Below are 23,562 nucleotides of genomic sequence, written 5' to 3'. Positions count from 1 at the left end.
GGTTTTTCGGCTACAACGAGAACCAGTAGCTCAGTTTAATCATGAAAGCATTTTGGGCGCTTAACTTACTTATCCCTTTAATGCTGTCGAATAAAGACGGTTCATAGACTTCCGCGTAACCCGTACGATTATGGGTCCAAACAAAGTAAACTGTCGATCCGGTTTTATACTCCCAACGCGCCACAAAATTCGAACGAAACTCCTGGAAATTAAAGTCGAAGTCGTACGACGAAAAATCATGAAAAACATTGCCGGAACCATCAACCAGCAAACCATCAGTTGTTTTATTTAGCACTTCAAAACGCTCATCAGGGTTGCCAGCCTTTGAGTTATCAACTCGTCGGTAATCGAGGTATTTCCCGGTTGAAACATACGGACTTCCATAGTACTGCAACGACAACTCGGGAGTGATAAAAAATTCGGCACGCAGCGTGGTATAAAAAGTCTGTCGGTCGAGCAGGCCAACCAAATAATTTCGTTTATCGTTTACAATGGTCGATTTCAGATACTGGTTGTTATCTTTTGAAATGGTATACACTGACTGCGACGATAATAAAAATCGATTGCTGACTCTCCAATACGCCTGAAATACATATTCATCGTTTTTGGTGAGTTTATCTGAAAGTCTTTCGTAATCGGCCCCAAAAGCAAAAAACAGGTCTTTTGATGAATTGGTTTGAAGCATATACCGATGACCTGTTTCATTATCGATCCTCAGTGAAGGTCCGCCTCTCAGCTTCCGCGTGTCAACCACATTAAACGCATGATTAAGTACCATATCAAAAGTCCAGTAATTGGAAAACTTAAGCCGCATGTGGCCACGCAGGTCGTCACCCAAATTTTCGCCGCCATAACTCCAGTGATGACGCTGACGGAGATCGAACGAATAACTCAGTAAAATCCCTTTCGGTTTATTTACACGGTATTCAATGTCCAGATCCTGATCTATGTAATCGGCTTGTCGCAGATAACCTACATCGTTTAATTCTACTCCCGGCGAGCGCCACTCCAGTTCACCTTCAATTCTGAATTTTCCACTTCGTTTTCCTCCGCTAAAATCTCCTCCCCATCCACCAAGCGTAGTTAGTTCCGGATCATATTCCAGGTGATCGGCATCTTCACGCTGATAATAGTGCCTTGAGTTACGTTGTAAAGCTGATATGGCTTCTTCGTTGCCATTTACCTGCGAGAAAAAACTTTTACCGGCTATATAATATTTCCGGTTCAGCCAATTGTGTTCAACATCTAAACCACCGACTAATGAGTTATCTGCTAAAAAATTCAGGTTATCGTCCTTTATATTTCTGATGGTCGAGGTAAAAATTCCGCCAATGGTGGTGCTGCCTTCATTAAAATCCTGCTTGATTCGGCCAATGCTGTAATTGGTAAAAGGTTCGGCAGCAATTTTTTCTTCTGAATTCCCACTCTTGATAATGGCCTCTTCCGCAGCGGTCACACTGTTCACAACTCCCACCGATAATCCGTTTTTATTCTTTCCGGTCAATTTCAACGCGTTAATTATTGATGTGTTATCGGGTACCGACAACTCTTCACCTGCTTCTTCGTCGACCCAGGGCACATAACTTGGAGCATGCCCGATGCGACGCGAGTAATACAACATATCAGAGCCTGAATTGTATTCAAGTATGCTCTTACCTTCCAAAAAGAAGGGACGTTTTTCATCGTAAAAAACTTCGTACGACGTAAGATTTAATTCCGATGGATCCGCTTCCACCTGCCCAAAATCAGGATTAAACGTATAATCGAGGGTAAAATTCGAACTCACCCCTATTTTCCCGTCTACACCAAAACCGAAATTGCTTTTATCGTACGAATCCGGGATGTATTTGGCTTTGCCATAAGGCATAATTTCGAAGTTTCGTTTATAAGGAATGTCTTCTATTCCGCGTAGTTCGCCAAAAATATAAACCATTGCCGGGGCATCGATCGGAATAAGTTTCCACTGGCTTTCTTCCGACAAACGATAAATGTATCGCCAGATATGCATTCCCCAAACATGTTCTTCCTTATTGGCAAAACGTATTTGGGTAAACGGAATCCGCATTTCGGCATACCAGGCCGAATCGCCAATTGACGTTTTGCCGTCCCACACTGCGTTCCAGTTAAAATCCCAACCGTATTCGCCCAAATGCATCAGATCAACCTTTTGCCCGGCCGAGGTTAAATTAAATTCGAAAGCGGTTTGTTTATCGTTGTAGGTATCGAGCGCAACACCGGCAATATCCCCACTGTAGGCATCATCGCGCGGCCCCAGAATAGGGCTCATCTTTTCGGGTTCCTTATCGTGTGCAATAACTGCAAAATAGAGGTACTTATCGTCGTATAGTATTTTAATTTCTGTTTCCTGCGAAGGCGGTTTAGCCTGGTGCGGTTGTTGTTGAACAAAATCGCCGTCCCATGTTCCAACCGTTTTCCAGCATTCATCGTCAAGGCGACCATCGATTTTGGGAGCAATATCGGTGCGAGTGGCGTAATATATTCTTTTTATACTGGCGTAATGATTTACCAGCGAATCGTCAGAAAGTGTATAGTTGAGATCCTGAGCGAAAGCATTAAAAAAAAGAAATCCCAGTATGAGAGCTAATTGATACTTAATCATGATTGGTTTTTAATCACAAACACAAATTTAATGTTGTTTTATTATTAACAAAATACTAATTAAGAATTTTCAACTTTTGACTAAAACTGCCACAAATTCAAATTGCGGATCGGCGAAAAAGAGATAATTAGAGAAATTTACATTTATTAACACAAATGAATTTGCCGTTACTGTGGCAACAAATATTTTTCACCGTTCATTAAGAATACATCTAAACAATTTTTAAGGAACAGAGTTATTAATGCAGACTTAAAAGCAGCTTAACAATTGAATAACGTTCTATGAAACGGACAAATGGGGTTAAATATTAAAAATGGAAAAAACTAATTAAGTTTCATAGTTGACATTAAAAATTGAGAAATCAAATTGTATGAATAAAATCAAAAAGATTCTGATCGCCAACAGGGGGGAAATAGCTATCAGAGTAATGCGTACTTGTCGGGAAATGGACATTGAAACCGTGGCCATTTATTCGGAAGCCGACAGAACATCACTTCATGTACGATACGCCCACGAAGCCTATTATGTAGGCAAGGCGCCATCCTCGGAAAGCTACCTGAACATTGATAAAATATTAGAAATAGCGAAGAAAAGTAATGCCGATGCCATTCATCCCGGTTACGGATTTTTATCGGAAAATGCTGAATTTGCTCGCAGATGCGCTCAGGAAGGGATCACATTTATTGGTCCTTCGCCGGAAGTAATTGTGCGAATGGGTGATAAAATCCAGGCCCGCGAGGCGATGACAGCTGCAGGCATTCCGGTAGTTCCCGGAACCGACGGTGAAATCAAAAGTGAGGAAGAAGCCTTAGCTATTATTCAGAAGATTGGTTTACCGGTGATGATTAAGGCTTCAGCTGGTGGTGGTGGAAAAGGTATGCGACTGGTAAAAAACGAGGCTGATATTGTATCTGCAGTTCGGGCAGCGCGTTCGGAAGCGAAGTCAGCTTTTGGCGACGATGCCGTTTACATTGAGAAATACATCAGCTCGCCGCATCACATCGAATTTCAGATTCTTGCCGACCAGCACGGAAATACGGTTCACCTTTTCGAACGCGAATGTTCGGTACAACGTCGTCATCAGAAAATGATTGAAGAAACGCCTTCGCCACTGATGACCCGGGAATTGAGGGATGAAATGGGAAAATCGGCTGTTGAAGCTGCCAAAGCTGTAAATTATTACGGGGCCGGAACCATCGAATTCCTGGTAGATAACGACCTCAATTATTATTTTCTTGAAATGAATACCCGGCTGCAGGTGGAACACCCGATTACCGAGCGTGTGACCGGTATCGACCTGGTTAAACAGCAGATTTTTGTAGCAGAAGGAAAAGAGCTCGAATTTGGGCAAAGCGATCTGAGACAAAAAGGTCATGCCATAGAGTGCCGTGTTTACGCCGAAGATCCGGATAACAACTTCATGCCAAGTGCCGGAAAAGTATACAAAATCTCCGATCCACTCGGACTGGGTGTTCGTACTGACGGCTATGTTTATGAGGGTTATGAGATCCCGATTTATTACGACCCGATGATCTCGAAATTGATCGTTTGGGGAAAAACACGCGACGAAGCTATTGCGAGAATGCGTCGTGCTTTATATGAGTATAAAATTACCGGCGTAAAAACTTCGATTAAAATGCTGGAGAGGGTGATGAACAACGAAAATTTTATTGCCGGAAATTACGATACGCATTTTATCGAGAACAACCAGGAGCAGTTGCAGAGCAAGCCAAAATCGGACGCTCCTGAAGACATGGTAATTCTTGCAGCATTTATCGATTACCTCGATAAAATTGCAAATGTCACCCCCAACAAGAAAGAATTTGTTGCGGCACAAAGCCGATGGAAGAAAATTTCACATGTAAATCATTTTTAAAAAAAAGACATGCCAGTTGAAGTAAAAATAGGCGACAGGGTTGCCTGGGTGAACCTGCTGAAACAGGAAGGAAACATGCTTGAAGTAGAGGTAGACGGCAAGAAATATGAGGTAGACCTGATGCATACTGTCGACGGTACTTTCTCTATTCTTGAAAGTGGCCACTCCTACGACATTGAGCTTGTTCCAAATGCGCCTAAAAAATATACAGCATACACGTTGTATGATACGTATGATGTTGAAGTGATCGATGCAGAAGCCCGATACCTTCAAAACCGAAATGCAGGAGCTGCGGGAGCTGCAGGAAGTAACATTTCATCGCCAATGCCTGGAAAAGTTGTAAAGGTTATGGTTTCGGAAGGTGACGAAGTAAAAGAAGGCGAAACCGTGATCATTATTTCTGCCATGAAAATGGAAAGTGAATACAAGGCCCCGCGTGATGGCGTAATCAAAAAAATACACGTAAAGAATGAAGATACGGTTGACAGTAACCAGGTATTAATCGAACTTGACTAATTTCAATTAAAGAATGGATTTAAAAGCAAAATACAATCAACTCGACACCTATAACAAACAAGCTGAACTTGGAGGTGGCGAAGAGAGAATTGAAAAACAACACGCGGCCGGTAAAAAAACAGCACGCGAAAGAATTTTGGAGTTTCTCGATCCGGGAACTTTTAATGAAATCGATAAACTGATGACCCACCGGAATTACGATTTCGGGATGGAAGCTCAAAAAGTTTTAGGCGATGGTCTGGTTTCGGGTTATGGAAAAGTAAACGGAAGACTCGTATATGTTTTTGCCCAGGATTTTACCGTTTTTGGTGGTTCACTGAGCCGTGCCAATGCCGATAAAATTGTAAAGATACAGGAACTGGCACTTAAAATGGGAGCGCCTGTAGTCGGACTGAACGACTCTGGTGGTGCACGTATACAGGAAGGTGTAGAAAGTTTGGCTGGATATGCCGACATTTTTTACAACAACGTGATCTCTTCTGGTGTAATTCCACAAATTTCGGCTATTCTGGGGCCATGTGCCGGCGGAGCGGTATACTCCCCTGCCCTTACCGATTTTATCTTCATGGTAAATGAAAAAAGCCACATGTTCGTAACCGGGCCGGAGGTGATTAAAACTGTTACCCACGAAGACGTTAGCAAAGAAGAACTGGGAGGTGCACATACACACAGTACAAAAAGCGGTGTGGCACATTTTAGCGGCTCAGATGAGGAACAGACAATTATGATGGTGCGTGAGTTACTGAGTTTCCTTCCATCGAACAACCTTGAAGATCCACCGGTAATTCCATCGATGGATCCTGTTGACCGTATTGATGAACACCTTCAGGAAATTGTTCCGGTTGATCCGAACAAGCCGTACGATATGCACGAAATCATCCAGACGGTGATCGACAACAAGCACTTCCTGGAGGTTCAGCCTCAGTATGCACAAAATATTATCGTAGGTTTTGCCCGTTTTGGCGGACGCCCGGTTGGAATTGTTGCGAACCAGCCAGGCCACCTGGCCGGAGTGCTTGATATCAATTCATCGGTAAAAGCGGCTCGCTTCGTTCGTTTCTGCGATGCCTTTAACCTTCCGTTGGTAACCTTTGTTGATGTTCCGGGATTTTTGCCGGGAACCAACCAGGAGTTCGGAGGAATCATTAAGCACGGTGCCAAATTGCTTTATGCATTCGCAGAAGCAACCGTTCCGAAAATTACCATTATCACGCGAAAAGCATATGGTGGTGCCTACGATGTAATGTCGAGCAAACACATTGGGGCCGATGTAAACCTGGCTTATCCAACCGCTGAGATTGCGGTTATGGGCCCCGAGGGCGCTATTAACATCATTCACCGAAATGGATTAAGCGCTGAGGAAAAAACAAAAGCCGTTGAAGAATACCGCGAAAAATTTGCGAATCCATACAAGGCAGCGTCTCTGGGTTATATCGACGAAATCATTCATCCGAAAAATACCCGTAAGAAAATTGTTGATGCACTGGAAATGACGCACAATAAAAGGAAATCGAATCCGCCGAAAAAACACGGCAATATTCCGTTGTAAGAATTTTGTAAAACGCAATAAACAGGCAGGTGAATATTTAATAGTATTCACCTGTTTTTGTATAATACCGATTCTTTTCCTGCCAACTTTGCCAAATCATATAAAAAAGAATATTTTAGTGCCTCCATAGAAGCAAAATGTAAATTATCTCATGAAAAGCATTAAAATTCCACTCTATCTTCAAATAATTATTGCCTTAGGGTTAGGTATTATTTGGGCTTTATTATCAAGTTATTTGGGGTGGAGTAATTTTACCAGAAACTGGATTGCCCCGTTTGGAGATATTTTCATTGCCCTATTAAAACTCATCGCTATTCCTCTTATATTATTCTCGATTATTAGCGGAATAGTTGGTTTAGGCAATCCGAAAGACTTGGGTAAAATGGGCCTTAAAACCCTTTCTTTATATATAGCCACTACATTAATTGCGGTTACGGTTGGATTATTATTGGTTAATGTATTCTCTCCCGGCAAAAAGTTATCAGAAGAAGTACGCGTTGAAAGCAGGATAACCTACGAAATTTGGGCAGATAAAAATAATATTGAAACCTTTGATAATCCAATTTTACAACACAACAAACTTTACGAGGAAGCTCTAAAAAACAAAGAAAGTATTGCCAGTAGCGCAGAAGCACTTTCTGAAAGTGTTTCGCAAACCGTGCAAAAAGAAACAGGTCCGTTACAAGCCCTGGTCGACTTGATTCCTGAGAATATTTTCAATGCTTTATCGGGCAACGGCTCAATGCTTCAAATCATATTCTTTGCAATTTTCTTTGGGATGGCATTGCTGTATATCGATTCAGAAAAAGCCGATCCTATAATCCGGATCGTAAACGGCATGTCCGATGCATTCATCAAAATGATTGATATTACAATGAAAGCTGCGCCCTATTTTGTATTTGCTTTAATGGCGGGTGTGGTTGGAGATATTGCCGGCGATGATCCGGGTAAAGTTCTTGATCTTTTTATGGGCCTGACATGGTACTCGATTATCGTTTTTGTTGGATTAGTGATTATGGCGTTTGGCATTTACCCACTACTGCTTAAAGTATTTGGTATAAAAATGAAATACAGGGAGTTCTTTAAAGGGATAAGTCCTGCTCAGGCACTGGCATTTTCTACCAGTTCGAGTGCTGCAACTCTTCCTGTTACCATGGAGTGCGTCGAGGAAAATTTAAAGATTGACAAAAAAACAGTAAGTTTTGTTTTACCAATTGGTGCCACCATTAATATGGACGGCACAAGCTTGTACCAGGCGGTGGCTGTAATTTTTCTTGCACAAATGCACATGATTGATTTAAGTTTGGGGCAACAACTTACAGTGGTACTTACTGCAACATTGGCAAGTATCGGTTCGGCTGCAATCCCGAGTGCCGGCCTGGTAATGTTGATGGTGGTGTTGCAATCCGTTGATTTAAACCCAGCATGGATAGCCATTATTTTACCCGTTGACAGAATACTCGACATGATGCGTACGGTGGTAAATGTTACCGGCGATGCTACAGTGTGTACGATTGTAGATAAAAAATAATAAACACTGATTGATAACTTGCGGTTGCTTGGTCGGAAAAGGAAGAAACGAACATTGCTTCTACGAAACAGTAATTATACTCTACAACAGCTGAGATATTATCTACTAAACAAACCAAATACTCGACCAAATACAATTTGAAGAAATTATTGGTTAAATAAACGAATATCAGCTAGTTATTCAACAAATTTCTTGTACAATTGTAGTTGTAAGTCAAGGGATAATGAAACTGCTCGGAAGTTGACGTACTTTTGAGTTGTTTTCGATATAAAAAACTGCAATGAAAATATTTAAGTACAGGGTGTTAAATCATGTACTGTTCTGGATTGTAATATTTGCATTCTTTACAGTGCCGAGAATAGTTGTTGGGGGCTTTTCATTTGAAGCCTTCGTAAACCTCTTGTACATACCCTTCGACATCATGGCCACCTATGTTGTCATCGAGTTTCTGATTCCGAAATTCATTCTGAAAAACCGAAATTTCCTCTTATTTACATTGGGGGCCGTTATTACTTTCGGGTTCAATATTGCAATTTCGCAATACATCATGTACAATATTCAGCCCAAGCTTGGTTTCTGGGTCATCCGAAAATCACCGATCAGCGAAATGTTCTCGTTTATTGTGAACAACCTCATGATCATCGGCACGGCATCGGCGCTGAAACTCTTCAGTTACTTTTATAAAATACAACTCGCCCACTCTGAATTGCAACGAAAAACGGTTCAATCTGAACTTGGAATTTTACGATCACAAGTCAATCCTCATTTTCTTTTTAATGTACTGAATAACATCGATGCGCTGATTTTTGAGGACAAGGAAAAAGCTTCGAATGCCATATTCTTATTGTCGAAGATTATGCGATACATGTTGCAGGAATCGAACCATGAAAAGGTGAACCTTGATCGGGAAATGGAGTATATAAAGGATTATCTGGAGCTGGCCAAACTGAGTTTTAATTCGCCCCATTTTTTACGATTCGAAGTAAAAGGCTCTACCAATTTCAAAGAAGTTCCACCCCTGCTTTTCATCCCAATTATTGAAAATGCGGTGAAACATTGCAACAAACAAGCCGATCCGCCGGGAATAGAAATTGATTTCTACATTACCGACGATAATATTGAGTTGCATACCAAAAACTATGTAAAACGCAACGACTTTAAACTGCCCGACAGCGGTTCGGGAACCGGATTGATAAACGTGGAGAAAAGGCTGAAATTGATTCACGACGATAATTATTCTTTTGATATCAAAAGGAATATGGATAAATTTGAGGTGTACCTTAGAGTCCCACTGAAAATCCTGCAAAAATGAAGATGAACTGCATAGCCGTCGACGACGAACTTTTGGCACTAAAAAAAATACAGCGTTTTGCCGAAAAGATTGATTACCTGAATCTGCTGGGAACGTTCGACAACGCACTGGCAACCTTTTCATTTCTGCGCGAAAACAAAGTCGATCTTATTTTCCTCGACATTCAAATGGATGAATTTACCGGGATTCAGCTGCTCGAAACACTAAAAGATCCGCCATACGTAATATTAACTACTGCGTATGACGAATACGCGCTTAAAGCCTATGAACTCGACGTGGTGGATTACCTGTTGAAACCAATTCCGTTTGAACGCTTTGTGAAGGCAGTTGAAAAGGTTTATGTTCGCTTTTTGAAAGATCAGAATCAGCAGCAGCAACATCAACAGCAACATCAAATTTCAACAGGAAATACGAGCGATCAACAAAACGATCATGCCGAGTTTACCTTTATTAAATCGGGAAATAAAACCGTAAAAGTTTATTTTAATAAAATACTTTACATTGAGGGTCAACGTGATTATCTCCAGATTCATACCGAGGATAGCAAGATCATGACGCTGCTTAATTTCAAAAAAATGCAGGAACTGCTCGATCCGCAGCGTTTTGTTCGCGTTCATAAATCGTACCTGATTTCGATTGACAAGATTGATTACATCGAAAACAACGCCATACGTATTAAAGACAAACTCATACCCGTGAGCACCACCTATAAAGTAGCGTTTTTCAATCTGTTAAACAATAAGAATTTCATTTAGCAACTTCTGAAGAACCAGCAAACAAAGGGCCTTTATCTCGAATTTTAATAAAATTTAACCCACATCCATTTTTGATTTTTTATATTTTTGGTGCTGTTTTACCAAAACCGAATTAAGATGAGACGAAACTTTCAATTTGTACTTTTATTATTATTGCTGTTTGGTCTGTCTAACTGCAAAAAGGCCAACACTGATATCCAATACGACAAAAAATACATCGAGCCAATCAAATCGGCGCGAAAGAAGGTGGCATTTCATATGGCACAAAACTCTATTCCGGGAGCAAACGTAGCTGTTTCCATCGATGGTAAACTGGTGTATTCCGAAGGAATTGGATGGGCTTCAAAAGATCTTGAAGTTCCGGCAAAACGTTCCACCAAATTCAGAATTGGCGAGCTTTCCTCTTTGTTTACCAACGTATTGTATCAAAAACTTGTGGAAGAAGGTGCTTTGGTTCCCGATTCATCGGTGCAATTCTATTACCCCGATTTTCCCGAAAAAAGAGGGAAAGTGACCATCAGCCAACTGGCCAACGAAACATCCGGAATTCGTCCGCCAAGAGGCGATGAGGAGCTAAAACATGTGAGTACTTCGCTGCAACAAGGTATAAAACTATTTAAAGACGATCCGCTGGAAATGCCACCCGGAGAATTTCAAAATCCCAGCTGCTTTAATTACAACCTGCTGGGTGCCATTATGGAGAAAACCACCGGCGAAAAATTTTATAAATTGCTGAATAAATATGTGATTGATACATTGGGTTTTGAAAATACGGTACCCGATAATCCATTTATCACCATTGCCAACCGTAGCAACTTTTTCGAGCCCAATATTATTGCGCAGGTTGTAAATGCAAGCTTCTACGATTTACGTATGAACGAACCATCAAAAGGATTGCTTTCGAATGCAGAAGACCTCGTAAAGCTTGGCAACACTTTTCTTACGGGCGATTACTTCTCGGAAGAAACCCGTGAAAATCTATTCGAACCGCTGAAACTTTATAACGATAACATTTCGAGAATGGTAAATGGCTGGATAATTTTTAAAGACAACTTTGGAAATACCGTTTACGGCCTCGAAGGCACAGCTCCGGGAGGTTCAGCTTCAGTATTGATTTTTCCTGAACATAAAATGGTGATTGGCTATGCCTGCAACCTGTCGTCTTCGGTTCGCGATACTCCGGCTTTCATGATTGCAAACGCATTTCTTGGTACAGAAGAAGAAACAGGTCAGGGAAAATCGAAGTTACAACAATGACCACTGCGCAGGCTCATTTAACATGAAATAGGGTAATTCGGCTTTTTACAAAAAATACTAACTTAGTATTGAAACAATTTGCATATGGAAACCCTGGTTCTTTTGGGATTAATTTTAGGTCTGGTGCTCGGAATCGCTGCGAGTAACTTTTATTATAAAAATAAAAAGGAAAAGCAGCTGCACCAGCAATCGGTATTACTTCTCGAAAAAATTAAACAGGTATGCAAACTTATCACCGTCGAGGGCGAATTCTCTGAAATCTTCACCCATCGCGATGAGAAAAACATGTTATTCAAACTTATTCAGTTTGAAAAGAAAGCCCTGCTGATTGTAAAAGCCAAAGTACTGATCGGATTCGATCTAACAAAAATCAGGATCGAAATCGACACCCCTAAAAAGCAAGTATTGTTAAGCCAGTTTCCAAATCCTGAGATTTTAAGCATCGACAGTGACCTGGAATATTATGATGTTCAAAAAGGCATCATCAATAAATTTGGCGGAACAGATCTAACGGCACTCAATAAAAAATCGAAGGAGTTTATCCGTGAGAAAGTTGCAGAAAGCGATCTTTTTCTGATTGCCCAAAACCAGGCAACCGATACCATTCAGGTAATACGGGAATTGATAGAATCTGTTGGTTGGAAATTGACAACAGAAAAGTTGGCCATCGATGAAAAACCGGATAGCAAAAAGCTGAATTGATGTAAATTGTGATTCGAATAAAGTGGATTGTAGATTAATATTACAAAAAATTCCGGCACTTCATACTTAAACTTTTCAAATTAAATCAATATGAAAAAAGCCAGGTAACGAAGGAAAAAAAAACATCATTGCCACAGATAAAAGAAATTAGTTTTAACTTTCATAACCGTAAAATTCGTTAGACGCCAATCCTGGCAAAAAATAGAACACGAATGAAGCACATACAAAAATTAAAACTCTTGGCGCTTATTCTTGCCGCTGTATTAATGCAGAATTGCGGAAAAGAGAAAAATAACTGGCAGATTAAAGGTTCCGGCATAACAAGCAAAGTGGTTTACCTTTATAAGGTTAACCCGATGGAAGCCGATATTTTGCTTGATTCGGCCCAGGTTGATAAAGGGAAGTTTGTTTTCGAAAATTCAAATATAAACGAGCATCTTGCTCCTTACAAGATCGTTGAAAAAGGAAAAGACAGTATCGCCTTTGATTTTTTGATCGCAAATGGAGAGCGCTTGCAAGTTGCAGTAAAAGATGAATTTGACCGTGCTTTTTCAGGTACGCCGATCGCCAAAATCTACAACAAGTTTCTCGGCTTCAGGAAAACCGAAATGAATGATCTGGCAGAACTGCGAAAGATTCTATCGGACAGTACCCTGAATGAAGATCAGGTGAATGCCAAAATGCTGATTTTTAAAGAAAAGATGCAGGACCTCGAGAATCAGAAAATTGAATTTCTGAAAAACATTCAAGTTCCCGATTTGAATGCTTACCTGGTTCTTCGTGAAGCAACTTCAACCGGGGTACTCGAAAAAGAACTCTTTGGTAAATATGCCAATGCACTTACTCCCGAAGGTTCGATGACAAATTACGGGCATAAAGTACACCGGATCTACGAAGTTTTTGATGCGTATGCTTTAAGCCGTGAACTCGATCTTTTAGACACTGCCACAATTCGCACCCGTTACAATAACCTCGAAGAAGACAGTAAAAATTCGGAATTTGCACAGGAGGTTTTAAAAAATCTGGAGCAAAAAAACCAGTAATAATTGTGGTGGAGCAAACGCTCCAAAAACGTCAATCTTTTCTTAAGGGCACAATTAAGTCGCACTTAATTGGGTAAAGTGTCCGTCTCGTTAACCAGCACGGAACATATAAATCCGGAATATTTACTATTTCCAATATAATTCCTAACTTTGCAGTCCTGGCATTCCGGTAATAATTGAATAGTCAAAAACAATGCTGTGTTTCGCTGCCTGTCAGCGAATCTTCTCATCGTCAGACCGACATTAAACTCAAGTTTCTGTTTAGAATAACAGGTTGCGCCGGAAAAAAGGAAAGCTGTTTCGCCTTGTTCCCAGTAACAGGAATTAATGCCTAATAGTTGTATTAGCCATTTCCACGCTGGAGGTTAAAATGGTTATTGTGTTAAATAGAAAGTCAGAATTTTAAAAATATAATGCATGGGTCGATCATCAATTTCGTATAATAAAAAAGAGTTAGAGAAAAAACGAGCAAAAAAAAGGAAAGAAAAACAACAACGTAAAGAAGAGCGAAAAGCCAACAGTGGAGGTGGATCACTTGATGATATGATAGCGTATGTTGATGAAAACGGGATGATTACAAGCGAAGCTCCTGATCTCACGAAAAAAACGGAAATTGATGTGAATGAAATTGCGGTTTCAACACCAAAGCAAGAAGAACAGGAAGATGTGCCATTAAAAGGACGGGTGGAACACTTCAAGGAAGATAAAGGTTACGGATTTATTAAAGACCTGGGGAGCATCGAAAAGTACTTTTTCCACATTAGCGAGGCCTTCCCCAACATTGCTGAGGGCGACATGGTAACATTTGAGCTGGCAAAAGGAAATCGCGGATTGAATGCCGTTAATATTGAACCTGCCGAGAAAAAACAGAATCCTTAGAATCGAATTATTCATAAAAAAAAGGATGTCATCTTTCAGAAAGATGACATCCTTTTATTTTGGAGGACACTGGTACTTACCGTCTTTTAAATCGACAGTTTAGTTCTACTTATTCCCGAACACAATGAAACTTAAGATTGTGAGTGAGATTAATTTCTTCGTGGCGTTGATACGCATTTAATAAATGGCATGTAATGAACGATTTATCTGAAATTAAAAGTTCACTATAAATTTTATTCATCTCAAACGTTCAAAAAAGTATTTCGATCAGGTACAAGATATAACACAATTCAAAGACTGAAAATCGAGACAAGCTCGTCCCATAAATCAGATAAATCAGTATTAATTATTTTATTCCAATTAAATGTGTACCTTTGTCGCCTTGACAATCAGGTTTTTATTGAATCGTCTTTATAGCAATGCTTTGTTTCGCAACCTGTCAGCGAATCTTCCCATCGTCAAATCGACATCAAAATCAACTTTCTTGTACAGATTAACAAGTCGCGAAGTGTGTAAAGCAAAATCGTGACACACACTTTTTAATATATGACACAATTATTTTGTAAAGTAAGAATACCCTCCGGCGTTTTGCCCTTTGATCTGATGTGGTCCTTACCTTCTTCCAAATTAGTAGCAACCGAAAACAATAGAGAAACATTTTGAGCGGGTTCGTTCAAAACAAAGAGGAATTTGCGCTTGTACAAAACCACCTATAAGGGGCGGAATTGTGCAGTTGCTTTTTTGAATGAAGTTAGTTTGTTACCATCCTCAAATCACGAAACATTCCTCACATTTATTAATTAAAAACGCTGTGTAAAGTCACAGAAAATAAAATATGACATTTAAAGAATTAAACATTTCGGAGCCGATACTAAAAGCTCTGCATAACAAAAACTACAAAACGCCTACTCCTATTCAGGAGAAGGCAATACCGGCTGCGCTGAGTGGCCGCGATATATTGGGCATAGCACAAACAGGCACCGGGAAAACGGCGGCCTTTGCCATCCCCATTATACAACAGCTGAACGAATCTTTCAGAAACGAAAGACGCCGCGAAATAAAAGCCCTTATATTAACCCCAACCAGGGAGCTGGCTATACAAATTGGCGAAAGCTTTTGGGAATACGGGAAATTTTCGGGCCTTCGCCATGCAGTAATTTTTGGTGGTGTGAACCAAAAACCACAAGTTGATAAATTACGCAACGGGCTCGACATTCTGGTGGCAACCCCTGGGCGTCTGCTCGACCTTATCAATCAAAAGTACATTTCGCTGAAACACGTTGAACATTTTGTACTCGATGAGGCCGACCGCATGCTCGACATGGGTTTTATTCACGACATTAAACGTTTACTGCCTCTGCTGCCACAACAAAAACAAACGTTGTTTTTTTCGGCAACCATGCCAGCGGCAATTTCAACACTGTCGCGGTCGATACTGCATAATCCGGTAATGGTAAAAATCACTCCGGTTTCGTCGACCACCGAACAAATAGAACAGCACCTGTATTACGTTGAACGACAACACAAAAGTGAATTGCTGGTGTCGTTGCTGAAACAGGACCTGAACAAATCGGTACTTATTTTTTCGCGTACAAAACACGGTGCCGATAAAATAGTGCGAATACTCAAGCGTAAAGGAATTGGCAGTGAGGCCATTCACGGAAATAAATCACAGGGGGCAAGACAGCGTGCTCTGGAGAATTTTAAATCACGAAAAACAAAAGTTATCGTAGCCACCGACATTGCTGCACGTGGAATTGACATTGTAAACCTTGAAACAGTAATCAATTTCGACCTGCCTGAAGTGGCCGAAACTTACGTTCACCGCATCGGGCGTACCGGGCGGGCCGGAAACAAGGGAACGGCGCTTTCATTTTGTTCCGAAGACCAACATTCTTTGGTTCGAAACATACAGCGTTTAACCGGGAAGAAATTAATCCCGGTAGCGGTTTAAACACGAAATAAGAATTAAAAAACAGACTGAATGGGTAGATCATCAATTTCATTTCAAAAAAAAGAATTAGAAAAAAAACGCGCACAAAAGCGAAAAGAAAAACAACAGCGCAGAGATGAACGCAAAGCCAGCGGAAGCAGTGGATCGTTCGACGATATGATAGCGTACGTTGATGAAAACGGGAGGATTACAAGTGAAGCTCCTGATATCACCCGCAAAAAAAAGGGAGTGGATGCAAGTAAAATAGCGATTTCGACACCTAAAAAGGACGAGCAGGATGACGAGCCCTTAAAAGGACGCGTTGAGCACTTTAAAGACGATAAAGGATACGGGTTTATTAAAGACGTGGCCAGCACCGAGAAATACTTTTTTCACATTACCGATGCATTCCCCAACATTGCTGAAGGTGCCACAGTGACCTTTGAACTGGCCCGGGGAAACAGAGGATTAAATGCCATAAAAATAGAACCGGCACAATAAAAATTATTATTCACATTTAATATATAAAAGAATGAATATTTATGTTTCGAACTTAAGCTACAACACTACAAGTACAAGCTTAGAAGAATTATTTGCAGCATACGGAGAAGTTAGCTCTGCAAAAGTGATTACAGACAAATACACCGGCGATTCACGTGGCTTCGGCTTTGTTGAAATGGCTGATGCAGCAGGAAAAGAAGCTATTGAAGCTTTGAATGAAACGGAATTCGAAGGCAAAACGCTGAATGTAAATGTTGCCCGTCCACGAGTTGAAAGAAATGACGGTGGCCGTGATAACCGCGGTGGCGGTGGATTTAACAGAAGAAGATATTAATTACCGGACAACAAGTATGAATAAAGGGACTATTAAATTTTTTAACGAATCGAAAGGATTTGGATTTGTTAAAGATGCCGATTCACCAAAAGAATATTTCGTTCACTCATCGGGATTGAAAGATTTTGTAAAAGAGAACGATGAAGTAACTTTTGACCTGGAAGAAGGTAAAAGAGGACTGAATGCCGTAAATGTAAGACGCGCGAAGTAAGTCACTTATCGATTTTTGATTCGTAAAACGAATTGAAACTTTAAAGAATTTTCTAAAAAAGGATGTCATCTTCTCGGAAAGATGACATCCTTTTTTTGCATGAAATATTGGCAACTGGTGTGTATTCGTAAATACTTTTTACTCTAAATACCTCGCCACAACCTTGTTTATTTGCCCGTTAAAAGTAAATGGAGCGTTGTCAAAATAGGCATCAGAAACCGGCGATCCCAGGTCCTGGCCGATATCAAAGCCATCGTTATAGGAAATAGTTGATGCAATAGAGCGAGGTACTTTTCCTTTTGCTACCTCTTTCCCGTTTACTTTTATAGTGATATTCAAAGCTGAGGCCGGCCCGTTTTCCAGCTCCGACAAAAGTTGAATATTTACTTTACCCTCAGGAAGTTTTTCACTGGCAACAATCCTGGTGCGATCCATCAGAAAAAAACAATATTCATAGTTCAGATATCCATCTTTTATAAAAAAGCTTACTCCGCCTGGATAACCACCCACAGCACACAATACACCATTCGCGTTTTTGGGAACCGTAACATCAAAATCCATTTGGTTTGATGTGCTTCCAAATCGAGGCGAAGCAGCTTCGGGAATTCGTTTTATTGGCCCGGCGAAGTTCCATTCTGTCATTGGGCTAGCCGGAGCATCTTCGGGGTGCAAGGCTGCTGTTGACCAAAAAGTCCCGCCGATAGGCAATACATTGTTTCTGGCCGCCTCCACCAGGAAGGTACTCTTCATCTCATCAAGTTTATCCGGGTTACTTTTTGCCAGGTCATTGGCTTGCGACCAGTCTTCTTCTAAATTGTACAATTCCCAGGGTTCTTTCATTGGATCCCAATTATCGAAGTCAGGAAGACCTTGGACCCACGGAGTTCGAACTCCAAATGCACAGGCAAACCAACCATCTTTATAGATCCCCCGGCTTGTGTGGATTTCAAAATACTGGGCACCCTTTCTACCTTCAGCAGTTGGGTCGTCAAATGTATATTTCATACTGGTCCCGTCAAGTTCCATTTGTTCTGCCCCATTTACAACTCTCGGAGGGGTAATATTGAGAATATCATATATTGTTGGGACGATATCATTGACATGGTGAAACTGAGACCGTGGTACCTTATCATGTTTAATTACCTTAGGCCATCTAACCGCCATTGGTTGACGGGTACCACCAAAGTATGCTGCTACAAGTTTGGTTCCTTTGTAAGGAGAACTACCTCCCCATGCCCATCCTGCATGCATCATATTTTCCACTTTACTCCCTCCCAATTCATCCAAACCACCAATCTTATTGAGTGCTTCAATTTGCTGTTTTGTAGTTGTTTTTACACCGTTTTGTGCCAGCAACTCTGCAAGTGTACCTTGTTGCCCTTCCGACGAGGCACCATTGTCTCCCCATATATAGAAAACCAGGGTATTGTCCTCATACCCTAAATTGTCAAGTTCATCAATTACTTTACCAACTTGTGCATCCACATGCTCTGCATATCCTGCATACACTTCCATCAAACGCAGCTGGAATGCTCTTTCATCTTCAGGAATGTCATCCCATGCTTGCATTGTCGACGGACGTGGCGTAAGTTTTGCGTTTTCAGGTATCCATCCCAGTTTTTTTGCCTTTTCATACACACGCTTTCTGTACTCGTCCCAGCCATCATCAAATTTCCCCTTGTATTTATCAGCCCATTCTTTTGTTACGTGGTGGGGGCCGTGTACCGCCCCACTCGACCAGTACATTAAAAAAGGTTTGTCGGGCTCTATTGCTTTGTGTTGACGCATCCAGTTGATAGCCTGGTCTGCCAAATCTTCACTCAGGTGATAGCCTTTTTTGTGAAAGTGTTCCTCGGGAACCAATGTTGTGTTCTCAAATAAGGTAGGTTCGTATTGCGAGGCATCGCCAGCCATGAAACCGTAAAAATATTCGAAGCCATAACCCGTAGGCCAGTGGTCGAAAGGACCGGCAGCACTTGACTCTTCGGGTGCAGTATTGTGCCACTTGCCAAAAGCGGAGGTGGAATAGCCATAATTTTTTAGTACTTCTGCAACGGTTGCAGCACTTCTGGGGATCACTCCGGTATAACCATCCCAGTCGTTTGCGTATTCCGGAATCTGACCATTTCCAACTTTGTGGTGATTTCGCCCGGTTAGTAACGAAGCCCGGGTAGGCGAACACATAGCTGTTGAGTGAAACCGGTTGTAAGAAATTCCTTCTTCAGCAATTTTGCTTAAAGTAGGCGTGTTAAATTCGCCACCAAAAGTACCGGCTTGTCCGGGACCTACATCGTCGATTAATATGATGACAATGTTGGGAGCGTCCTCGGGGAGGTGATTAACCGTTTGTCTTTTCTGGTGAGTTGACTCGGATAACGTTATTCCTGCCTTTGAAGCTGAAGGCGTTGGTGGAAATGGTAATATTTCCTGTCCATACGTTTTGTTGGCAAAAGCAAGAGACATAACTACTACCAGAATAAAATAAGGAAGGTTCTTGGTTTTCATATTGTATGGTTTAAAAGACTAATTTCTATGTAAAATAGTGATTTTCCGGCACTTTATAATCATACAATACATGTTATGGGCATATCACACTTCTTGCCAACGGTTGGAATATGTTGCCTAAGCCCGGTATTAATGCCGGGGTTAGTGAATTCACAAGCTGGCGCTGATTTGCACGTACCATTGCCACCATTATAGCCGAAAACAACGAGGTGGTAAAAAAACGCCGGAAAAAACCGGAAGAATAAACTTTAATCCCGTAAGGCGATTGGGGCCTTTATTAACTCAGTATCAAAAAGGGCATCCGTTTTGGATGCCCTTTTATTGTATTTTGTATCACTTAAATTAGTCTCACAAAATTTAAACAATTGAGAATTGAATTTCCGCTATTGTTTTCCTTCACTCAATTGCCTGATTATCTCAGAAAAATCGAAGCTGGCTGCCTTTTGAACGGGTGGATATTCCACCAGCGATTCAATGTGTTCAGTAAGCAGTTCCTGCATCGGTTCGTTAATAAATTGCTTTCGTTGCAACATGTCCGATCTGTCCGTAAGGTTGTCGAAGCTTTCGAATGGATCGAAATGGATGTTGTACATGATTGGAAACTTTTGCTTCACATAAGGCGCGTAATAATTTTCACTGGTTTGAAAGTGCATTTTCCATTGATTTATACGTACTGCCCGTATATCTGACTCGTGGTAATAGATAAAATTATTCCTGTTGCTTTCATCCGATTTACCCAGCCAGTAATCCAGGTTATTTACACCGTCGATGTACTGATGACGTTCCTTATCCATTTTTTCAACAACATCAGGTACCCCTGCTGCTGCAGCCAGTGTAGTAAAAATATCCATATGTGCCTGAATGCCCCGAAGTGTCCTGCCTGCTTTAATTTTATCTTTCCACATCACCATCATTGGCACCCGAACACCTCCTTCATAAGTCGTCATTTTTTCGCCTCTGAAAGGGGTAGTTCCACCATGCGTACGGGCACTGTGTTCAGGACCATTATCGGTAGAATAAATAACAATGGTATTTTCCAATACACCCATTTTCTCCAGCTCGTCGAGCAGTTCTCCAATCATCATATCGTGTTCAATCATACCACTTCCATAAAAATCGTGCTCGGTAGTGTAAGGTAACGCCAGATATCGATGCTCGGGTTTCAAGTGGGTGAACATGTGCATTCTGCTCGGATTAAACCAGGCGAAAAAAGGTTTATCATCATTTTTAGCTCTTTTCATGAAGTCCACCATTGCCTCCATAAATTCTTCATCTACGGTTTCCATCCTTTCTCTCGAGAGTTGACCGGTATCTTCAATCTTTTGTTTCCCTACTTTTCCAAACCTTGGATCAACCGTTGGGTCATCCACGTCGGTTGCCCAGGTATGAAGTACGCCACGTGTTCCGAATTTTTTAAAATATTCCGGATCTTGCGGATAATCCATTTGCTGGTACTCTTCCTGAGTGTTCAGGTGATAAAGATTTCCAAAGAATTCATCAAATCCGTGAACTGTAGGGAGGTGAGAGTTTCTGTCGCCCAGGTGATTTTTCCCAAATTGCCCGGTTGCATAGCCCTGTTCTTTAAGAACTTCGGCAAGAGTAGGGGTCTCATTTTTGAGACCAAGTTCAGCACCGGGTCTGCCAACTGTGGTCATGCCACTACGAATGGGATACTGTCCTGTAATTAACGCAGCACGACCCGCTGTGCAGGATGGCTGAGCATAATGTTCGGTAAACATGATACCTTCATTGGCAATCCGGTCGATATTGGGAGTGGTGTATCCCATTACGCCGTGTCCATAAGCGCTTACATTGCTCCAGCCCACATCATCAGGGAAAATGATTAAAATATTAGGCTTGTCCTGAGCAAAAGTTACAAACGGTAAGAAGAGCAGCACTAATAAACTTCTCTTTAAGATTCTAAAATTGTGTTTCATTGTCGTTAATGTTTATGCATTTGAATTGCGTGTTATAAAATGGTATTTTACAATTATTAGTTCATTATTCTGATATAAGTTAAGCAAGTCAACAAATAAATTCAATATTAATTCAGAATAAAAAGAGTAATTCATTTAATTGTCTTTCCAATACTGCAAAAGAATAGATTCCACAATGAAACATATTCATTTGTAAATAAACATTGTTTCAGATTATCTTGTTCAGCTAATTCAATTAATTATTAAACAATTCCAGAGAATCAAGTAGCCTCACACGAGTCTTTATGCTAAGAACTCAATCACAAATAATCTATAAAACATACTCACAACCACTGGGTTGAAAAGTAAAAAGGGCACCCGCTTTGAGTGCCCCATATAATATTCTTTCGACATTACAATATTTACTGTCTAGTATCCGATTTCAAAATAGCATCAATAGCTTTATTAATATCGAGCGAAGCAGCAGCCTGACGAGGAGGAAAATCCTTAAAGCTCGACAAATGCTCCGTTAACATACCAATAGCCGGTTGCATTACCCACGATTTGTGCATAATCAGTTCGAAACCATAGATATCGTCATATTTTTCAAACGGGTCTTTCCGCAGGTTAAAAAGCTGTGGCATGGTATGCGTCACCATATCATCGAAATAACGTTCCTTGGTGGCAAAATGCATTTTCCATGGGCCAACACGCATAGCTGTTAAACCCGATTCGTAATAATAGAAGAAATAGTTTCGTGCCGATTCATCGGTTTTTCCTTCCCAGTAATCGAGGTTGTTAAATCCGTCGATGTACACTTTGTAGGTCATATCGCCAATGGTTTTCCCGGCTTTTAATTCGTCTTTTATTTCAGGCTCGCCAACGGCTGCCATAATGGTAGGCAGTACATCTTCGTGTGCCGAAATACCGTTACGGATTAATCCTGCAGGAATGTTTTTAGGCCAGCGTACCAAGAACGGCGCACGAACACCACCTTCGTAGGTTGTCATTTTCTCGCCACGGAACATGGTTACTCCGGCATCGGGCCAGGTACTTTGTTCAGGGCCATTATCGGTGGTATAAATTACAATGGTATTGTCTGCAATTCCTAATTCATCGAGGTAATCCAGAATTTCACCCACCTGTCCGTCATGTTCCATTAACCCTGAACCAAACAGGTCCATATCGGTACTTATCGGTGTGGCCAGGTTACGTGATTCTTCTTTCAGGTGCGTGTAAACGTGCATACGGCTTGTTGCATGCCAGATAAAAAATGGCTTGCCGGCATCGTGTGCCCGTTTTATAAAATCTTCGGTTTTGGCTACCAGCTCTTCGTCGAAGGTTTCCATACGCTTACTGGTGAGTTTTCCGGTATCGGTAACTTTCTGTTTGCCAATCACACCAAAACGCGGATCTTCTGTTGGATCGTAAGTATCGGTAGCATACGATTCGATGATACCACGCGGTCCGTACTTTTCATAGAATTCCTTGCTTTTCGGATAATCAGCCTGCTCTTCTTCTTCCGAAACGTTCAGGTGATACAGGTTTCCAAAAAATTCGTCGAATCCATGCACGGTTGGCAGGTGTTCGTTACGGTCGCCCAGGTGGTTTTTTCCATACTGCGCCGTCATATATCCCAGCGGTTTCAGCAACTCGGCCAGGGTTGGATCTTCTTTTTTCAGACCAAGTGGATTACCGGGCTGTCCAACCGTCGTAAGTCCGGTACGAACCGGCTTTTGTCCGGTAATAAAAGCAGCACGACCGGCCGTACAACTGGGCTGCGAATAATGGTCGGTAAAAAGTACGCCTTCTTTTGCAATCCGGTCGATATTCGGTGTTGGATACTGCAGACCTAAGCTGTAACAACTTAACGCATTCGGAGCAACGTCATCAACCATGATGACAAGGATATTCGGTTTATTCTGGGCAAAAGTCCAAAATGATAATGTTAAGATTATGGCCACAAGCATCGGGCCACGTAAGTTTTTGTGTTTCATAATTGCATTTTAGTTATTGTGTGAATTTGAAATAATATGTTAATAATATCAACAACCCATCAATATGGGGTATTACAATTATTAATAAAAACGCCTGATGAATAAGAAAGTTTACTACGAATGCC

The 23,562-nt window shown here is 41.1% G+C and carries 18 protein-coding genes; 14 read left to right on the top strand and 4 right to left on the bottom strand.

All coding sequences use genetic code 11. The annotated features are described in order from the left end of the window. Window positions 1-10: 10 nt before the first annotated feature. Complete coding sequence (locus tag HFD85_RS05750; RefSeq protein WP_167606042.1) at window positions 11-2,620, bottom strand: DUF5916 domain-containing protein; 2,610 nt, start codon at window positions 2,618-2,620, stop codon at window positions 11-13. Window positions 2,621-2,990: 370 nt separating this feature from the next. Here HFD85_RS05750 and accC point away from each other — a divergent pair, with 370 nt between their 5' ends. The 14 genes from accC (at window position 2,991) to HFD85_RS05680 (ending at window position 17,019) form a co-directional block, all read left to right on the top strand. Continuing rightward, a complete protein-coding gene (accC, locus tag HFD85_RS05745; protein ID WP_167606039.1) occupies window positions 2,991-4,496 on the top strand; it encodes an acetyl-CoA carboxylase biotin carboxylase subunit in 1,506 nt (501 codons plus the stop codon). A 9-nt stretch (window positions 4,497-4,505) separates the two neighbouring features. Then, window positions 4,506-5,012: a biotin/lipoyl-containing protein gene (locus tag HFD85_RS05740; RefSeq protein WP_167606036.1), complete on the top strand. Its 507-nt coding sequence runs from the start codon at window positions 4,506-4,508 to the stop codon at window positions 5,010-5,012. Between the two features lie 13 nt (window positions 5,013-5,025). Continuing rightward, window positions 5,026-6,561 (top strand): acyl-CoA carboxylase subunit beta, encoded by a 1,536-nt coding sequence (locus tag HFD85_RS05735; RefSeq protein WP_167606033.1) that lies wholly within the window; start codon window positions 5,026-5,028, stop codon window positions 6,559-6,561. 151 nt (window positions 6,562-6,712) lie between these two features. Continuing rightward, window positions 6,713-8,092, top strand: coding sequence for a dicarboxylate/amino acid:cation symporter (locus HFD85_RS05730; protein WP_167606030.1), 1,380 nt, complete (start codon window positions 6,713-6,715; stop codon window positions 8,090-8,092). A gap of 280 nt (window positions 8,093-8,372) precedes the next feature. Next, a complete protein-coding gene (locus HFD85_RS05725; RefSeq protein ID WP_167606027.1) occupies window positions 8,373-9,404 on the top strand; it encodes a sensor histidine kinase in 1,032 nt (343 codons plus the stop codon). Further along, window positions 9,401-10,159 carry a LytR/AlgR family response regulator transcription factor gene (locus tag HFD85_RS05720; protein ID WP_167606024.1) on the top strand — a complete coding sequence of 253 codons (759 nt, stop codon included), beginning with the start codon at window positions 9,401-9,403 and terminating at the stop codon, window positions 10,157-10,159. Before HFD85_RS05725 ends, HFD85_RS05720 begins: the two co-directional genes overlap by 4 nt. A 117-nt stretch (window positions 10,160-10,276) precedes the next feature. Further along, complete coding sequence (locus HFD85_RS05715; protein ID WP_167606021.1) at window positions 10,277-11,416, top strand: serine hydrolase domain-containing protein; 1,140 nt, start codon at window positions 10,277-10,279, stop codon at window positions 11,414-11,416. A gap of 84 nt (window positions 11,417-11,500) precedes the next feature. Then, the gene (locus HFD85_RS05710) at window positions 11,501-12,118 is read left to right on the top strand and encodes a DUF4230 domain-containing protein (RefSeq protein ID WP_167606017.1); all 618 of its coding nucleotides are present in this window, start codon (window positions 11,501-11,503) and stop codon (window positions 12,116-12,118) included. A gap of 212 nt (window positions 12,119-12,330) precedes the next feature. Next, entirely contained in the window at window positions 12,331-13,161 is an 831-nt protein-coding gene (locus HFD85_RS05705; protein ID WP_167606014.1) for a hypothetical protein, read from the top strand. Window positions 13,162-13,578: 417 nt separating this feature from the next. Further along, on the top strand, window positions 13,579-14,040 hold the full coding sequence (locus tag HFD85_RS05700) for a cold-shock protein (protein ID WP_167606011.1): 462 nt from the start codon (window positions 13,579-13,581) through the stop codon (window positions 14,038-14,040). Between the two features lie 835 nt (window positions 14,041-14,875). Further along, complete coding sequence (locus HFD85_RS05695) at window positions 14,876-15,994, top strand: DEAD/DEAH box helicase (RefSeq protein ID WP_167606008.1); 1,119 nt, start codon at window positions 14,876-14,878, stop codon at window positions 15,992-15,994. A gap of 30 nt (window positions 15,995-16,024) precedes the next feature. Continuing rightward, on the top strand, window positions 16,025-16,474 hold the full coding sequence (locus HFD85_RS05690; RefSeq protein WP_167606005.1) for a cold-shock protein: 450 nt from the start codon (window positions 16,025-16,027) through the stop codon (window positions 16,472-16,474). A 31-nt stretch (window positions 16,475-16,505) separates the two neighbouring features. Next, window positions 16,506-16,808, top strand: a complete 303-nt coding sequence (locus HFD85_RS05685; RefSeq protein WP_167606002.1) for an RNA recognition motif domain-containing protein — start codon at window positions 16,506-16,508, stop codon at window positions 16,806-16,808. A gap of 16 nt (window positions 16,809-16,824) precedes the next feature. After that, window positions 16,825-17,019 carry a cold-shock protein gene (locus HFD85_RS05680; RefSeq protein ID WP_167605999.1) on the top strand — a complete coding sequence of 65 codons (195 nt, stop codon included), beginning with the start codon at window positions 16,825-16,827 and terminating at the stop codon, window positions 17,017-17,019. Window positions 17,020-17,157: 138 nt separating this feature from the next. Here HFD85_RS05680 and HFD85_RS05675 read toward each other — a convergent pair whose 3' ends face one another. The 3 genes from HFD85_RS05675 to HFD85_RS05665 all read right to left on the bottom strand — a co-directional run bounded on the left by HFD85_RS05675 (window position 17,158) and on the right by HFD85_RS05665 (window position 23,437). After that, window positions 17,158-19,524 carry an arylsulfatase gene (locus HFD85_RS05675; RefSeq protein ID WP_167605996.1) on the bottom strand — a complete coding sequence of 789 codons (2,367 nt, stop codon included), beginning with the start codon at window positions 19,522-19,524 and terminating at the stop codon, window positions 17,158-17,160. 383 nt (window positions 19,525-19,907) lie between these two features. After that, a complete protein-coding gene (locus HFD85_RS05670) occupies window positions 19,908-21,461 on the bottom strand; it encodes an arylsulfatase (protein WP_167605993.1) in 1,554 nt (517 codons plus the stop codon). 401 nt (window positions 21,462-21,862) lie between these two features. Next, window positions 21,863-23,437, bottom strand: coding sequence for an arylsulfatase (locus HFD85_RS05665; RefSeq protein WP_167605990.1), 1,575 nt, complete (start codon window positions 23,435-23,437; stop codon window positions 21,863-21,865). Between the last annotated feature and the right edge of the window lie 125 nt (window positions 23,438-23,562).

Origin of the sequence: Maribellus sediminis (assembly GCF_011799805.1) — a bacterium.
Classification (GTDB): domain Bacteria; phylum Bacteroidota; class Bacteroidia; order Bacteroidales; family Prolixibacteraceae; genus Draconibacterium; species Draconibacterium sediminis_A.
This window is presented reverse-complemented; position numbering and strand designations above follow the sequence as displayed.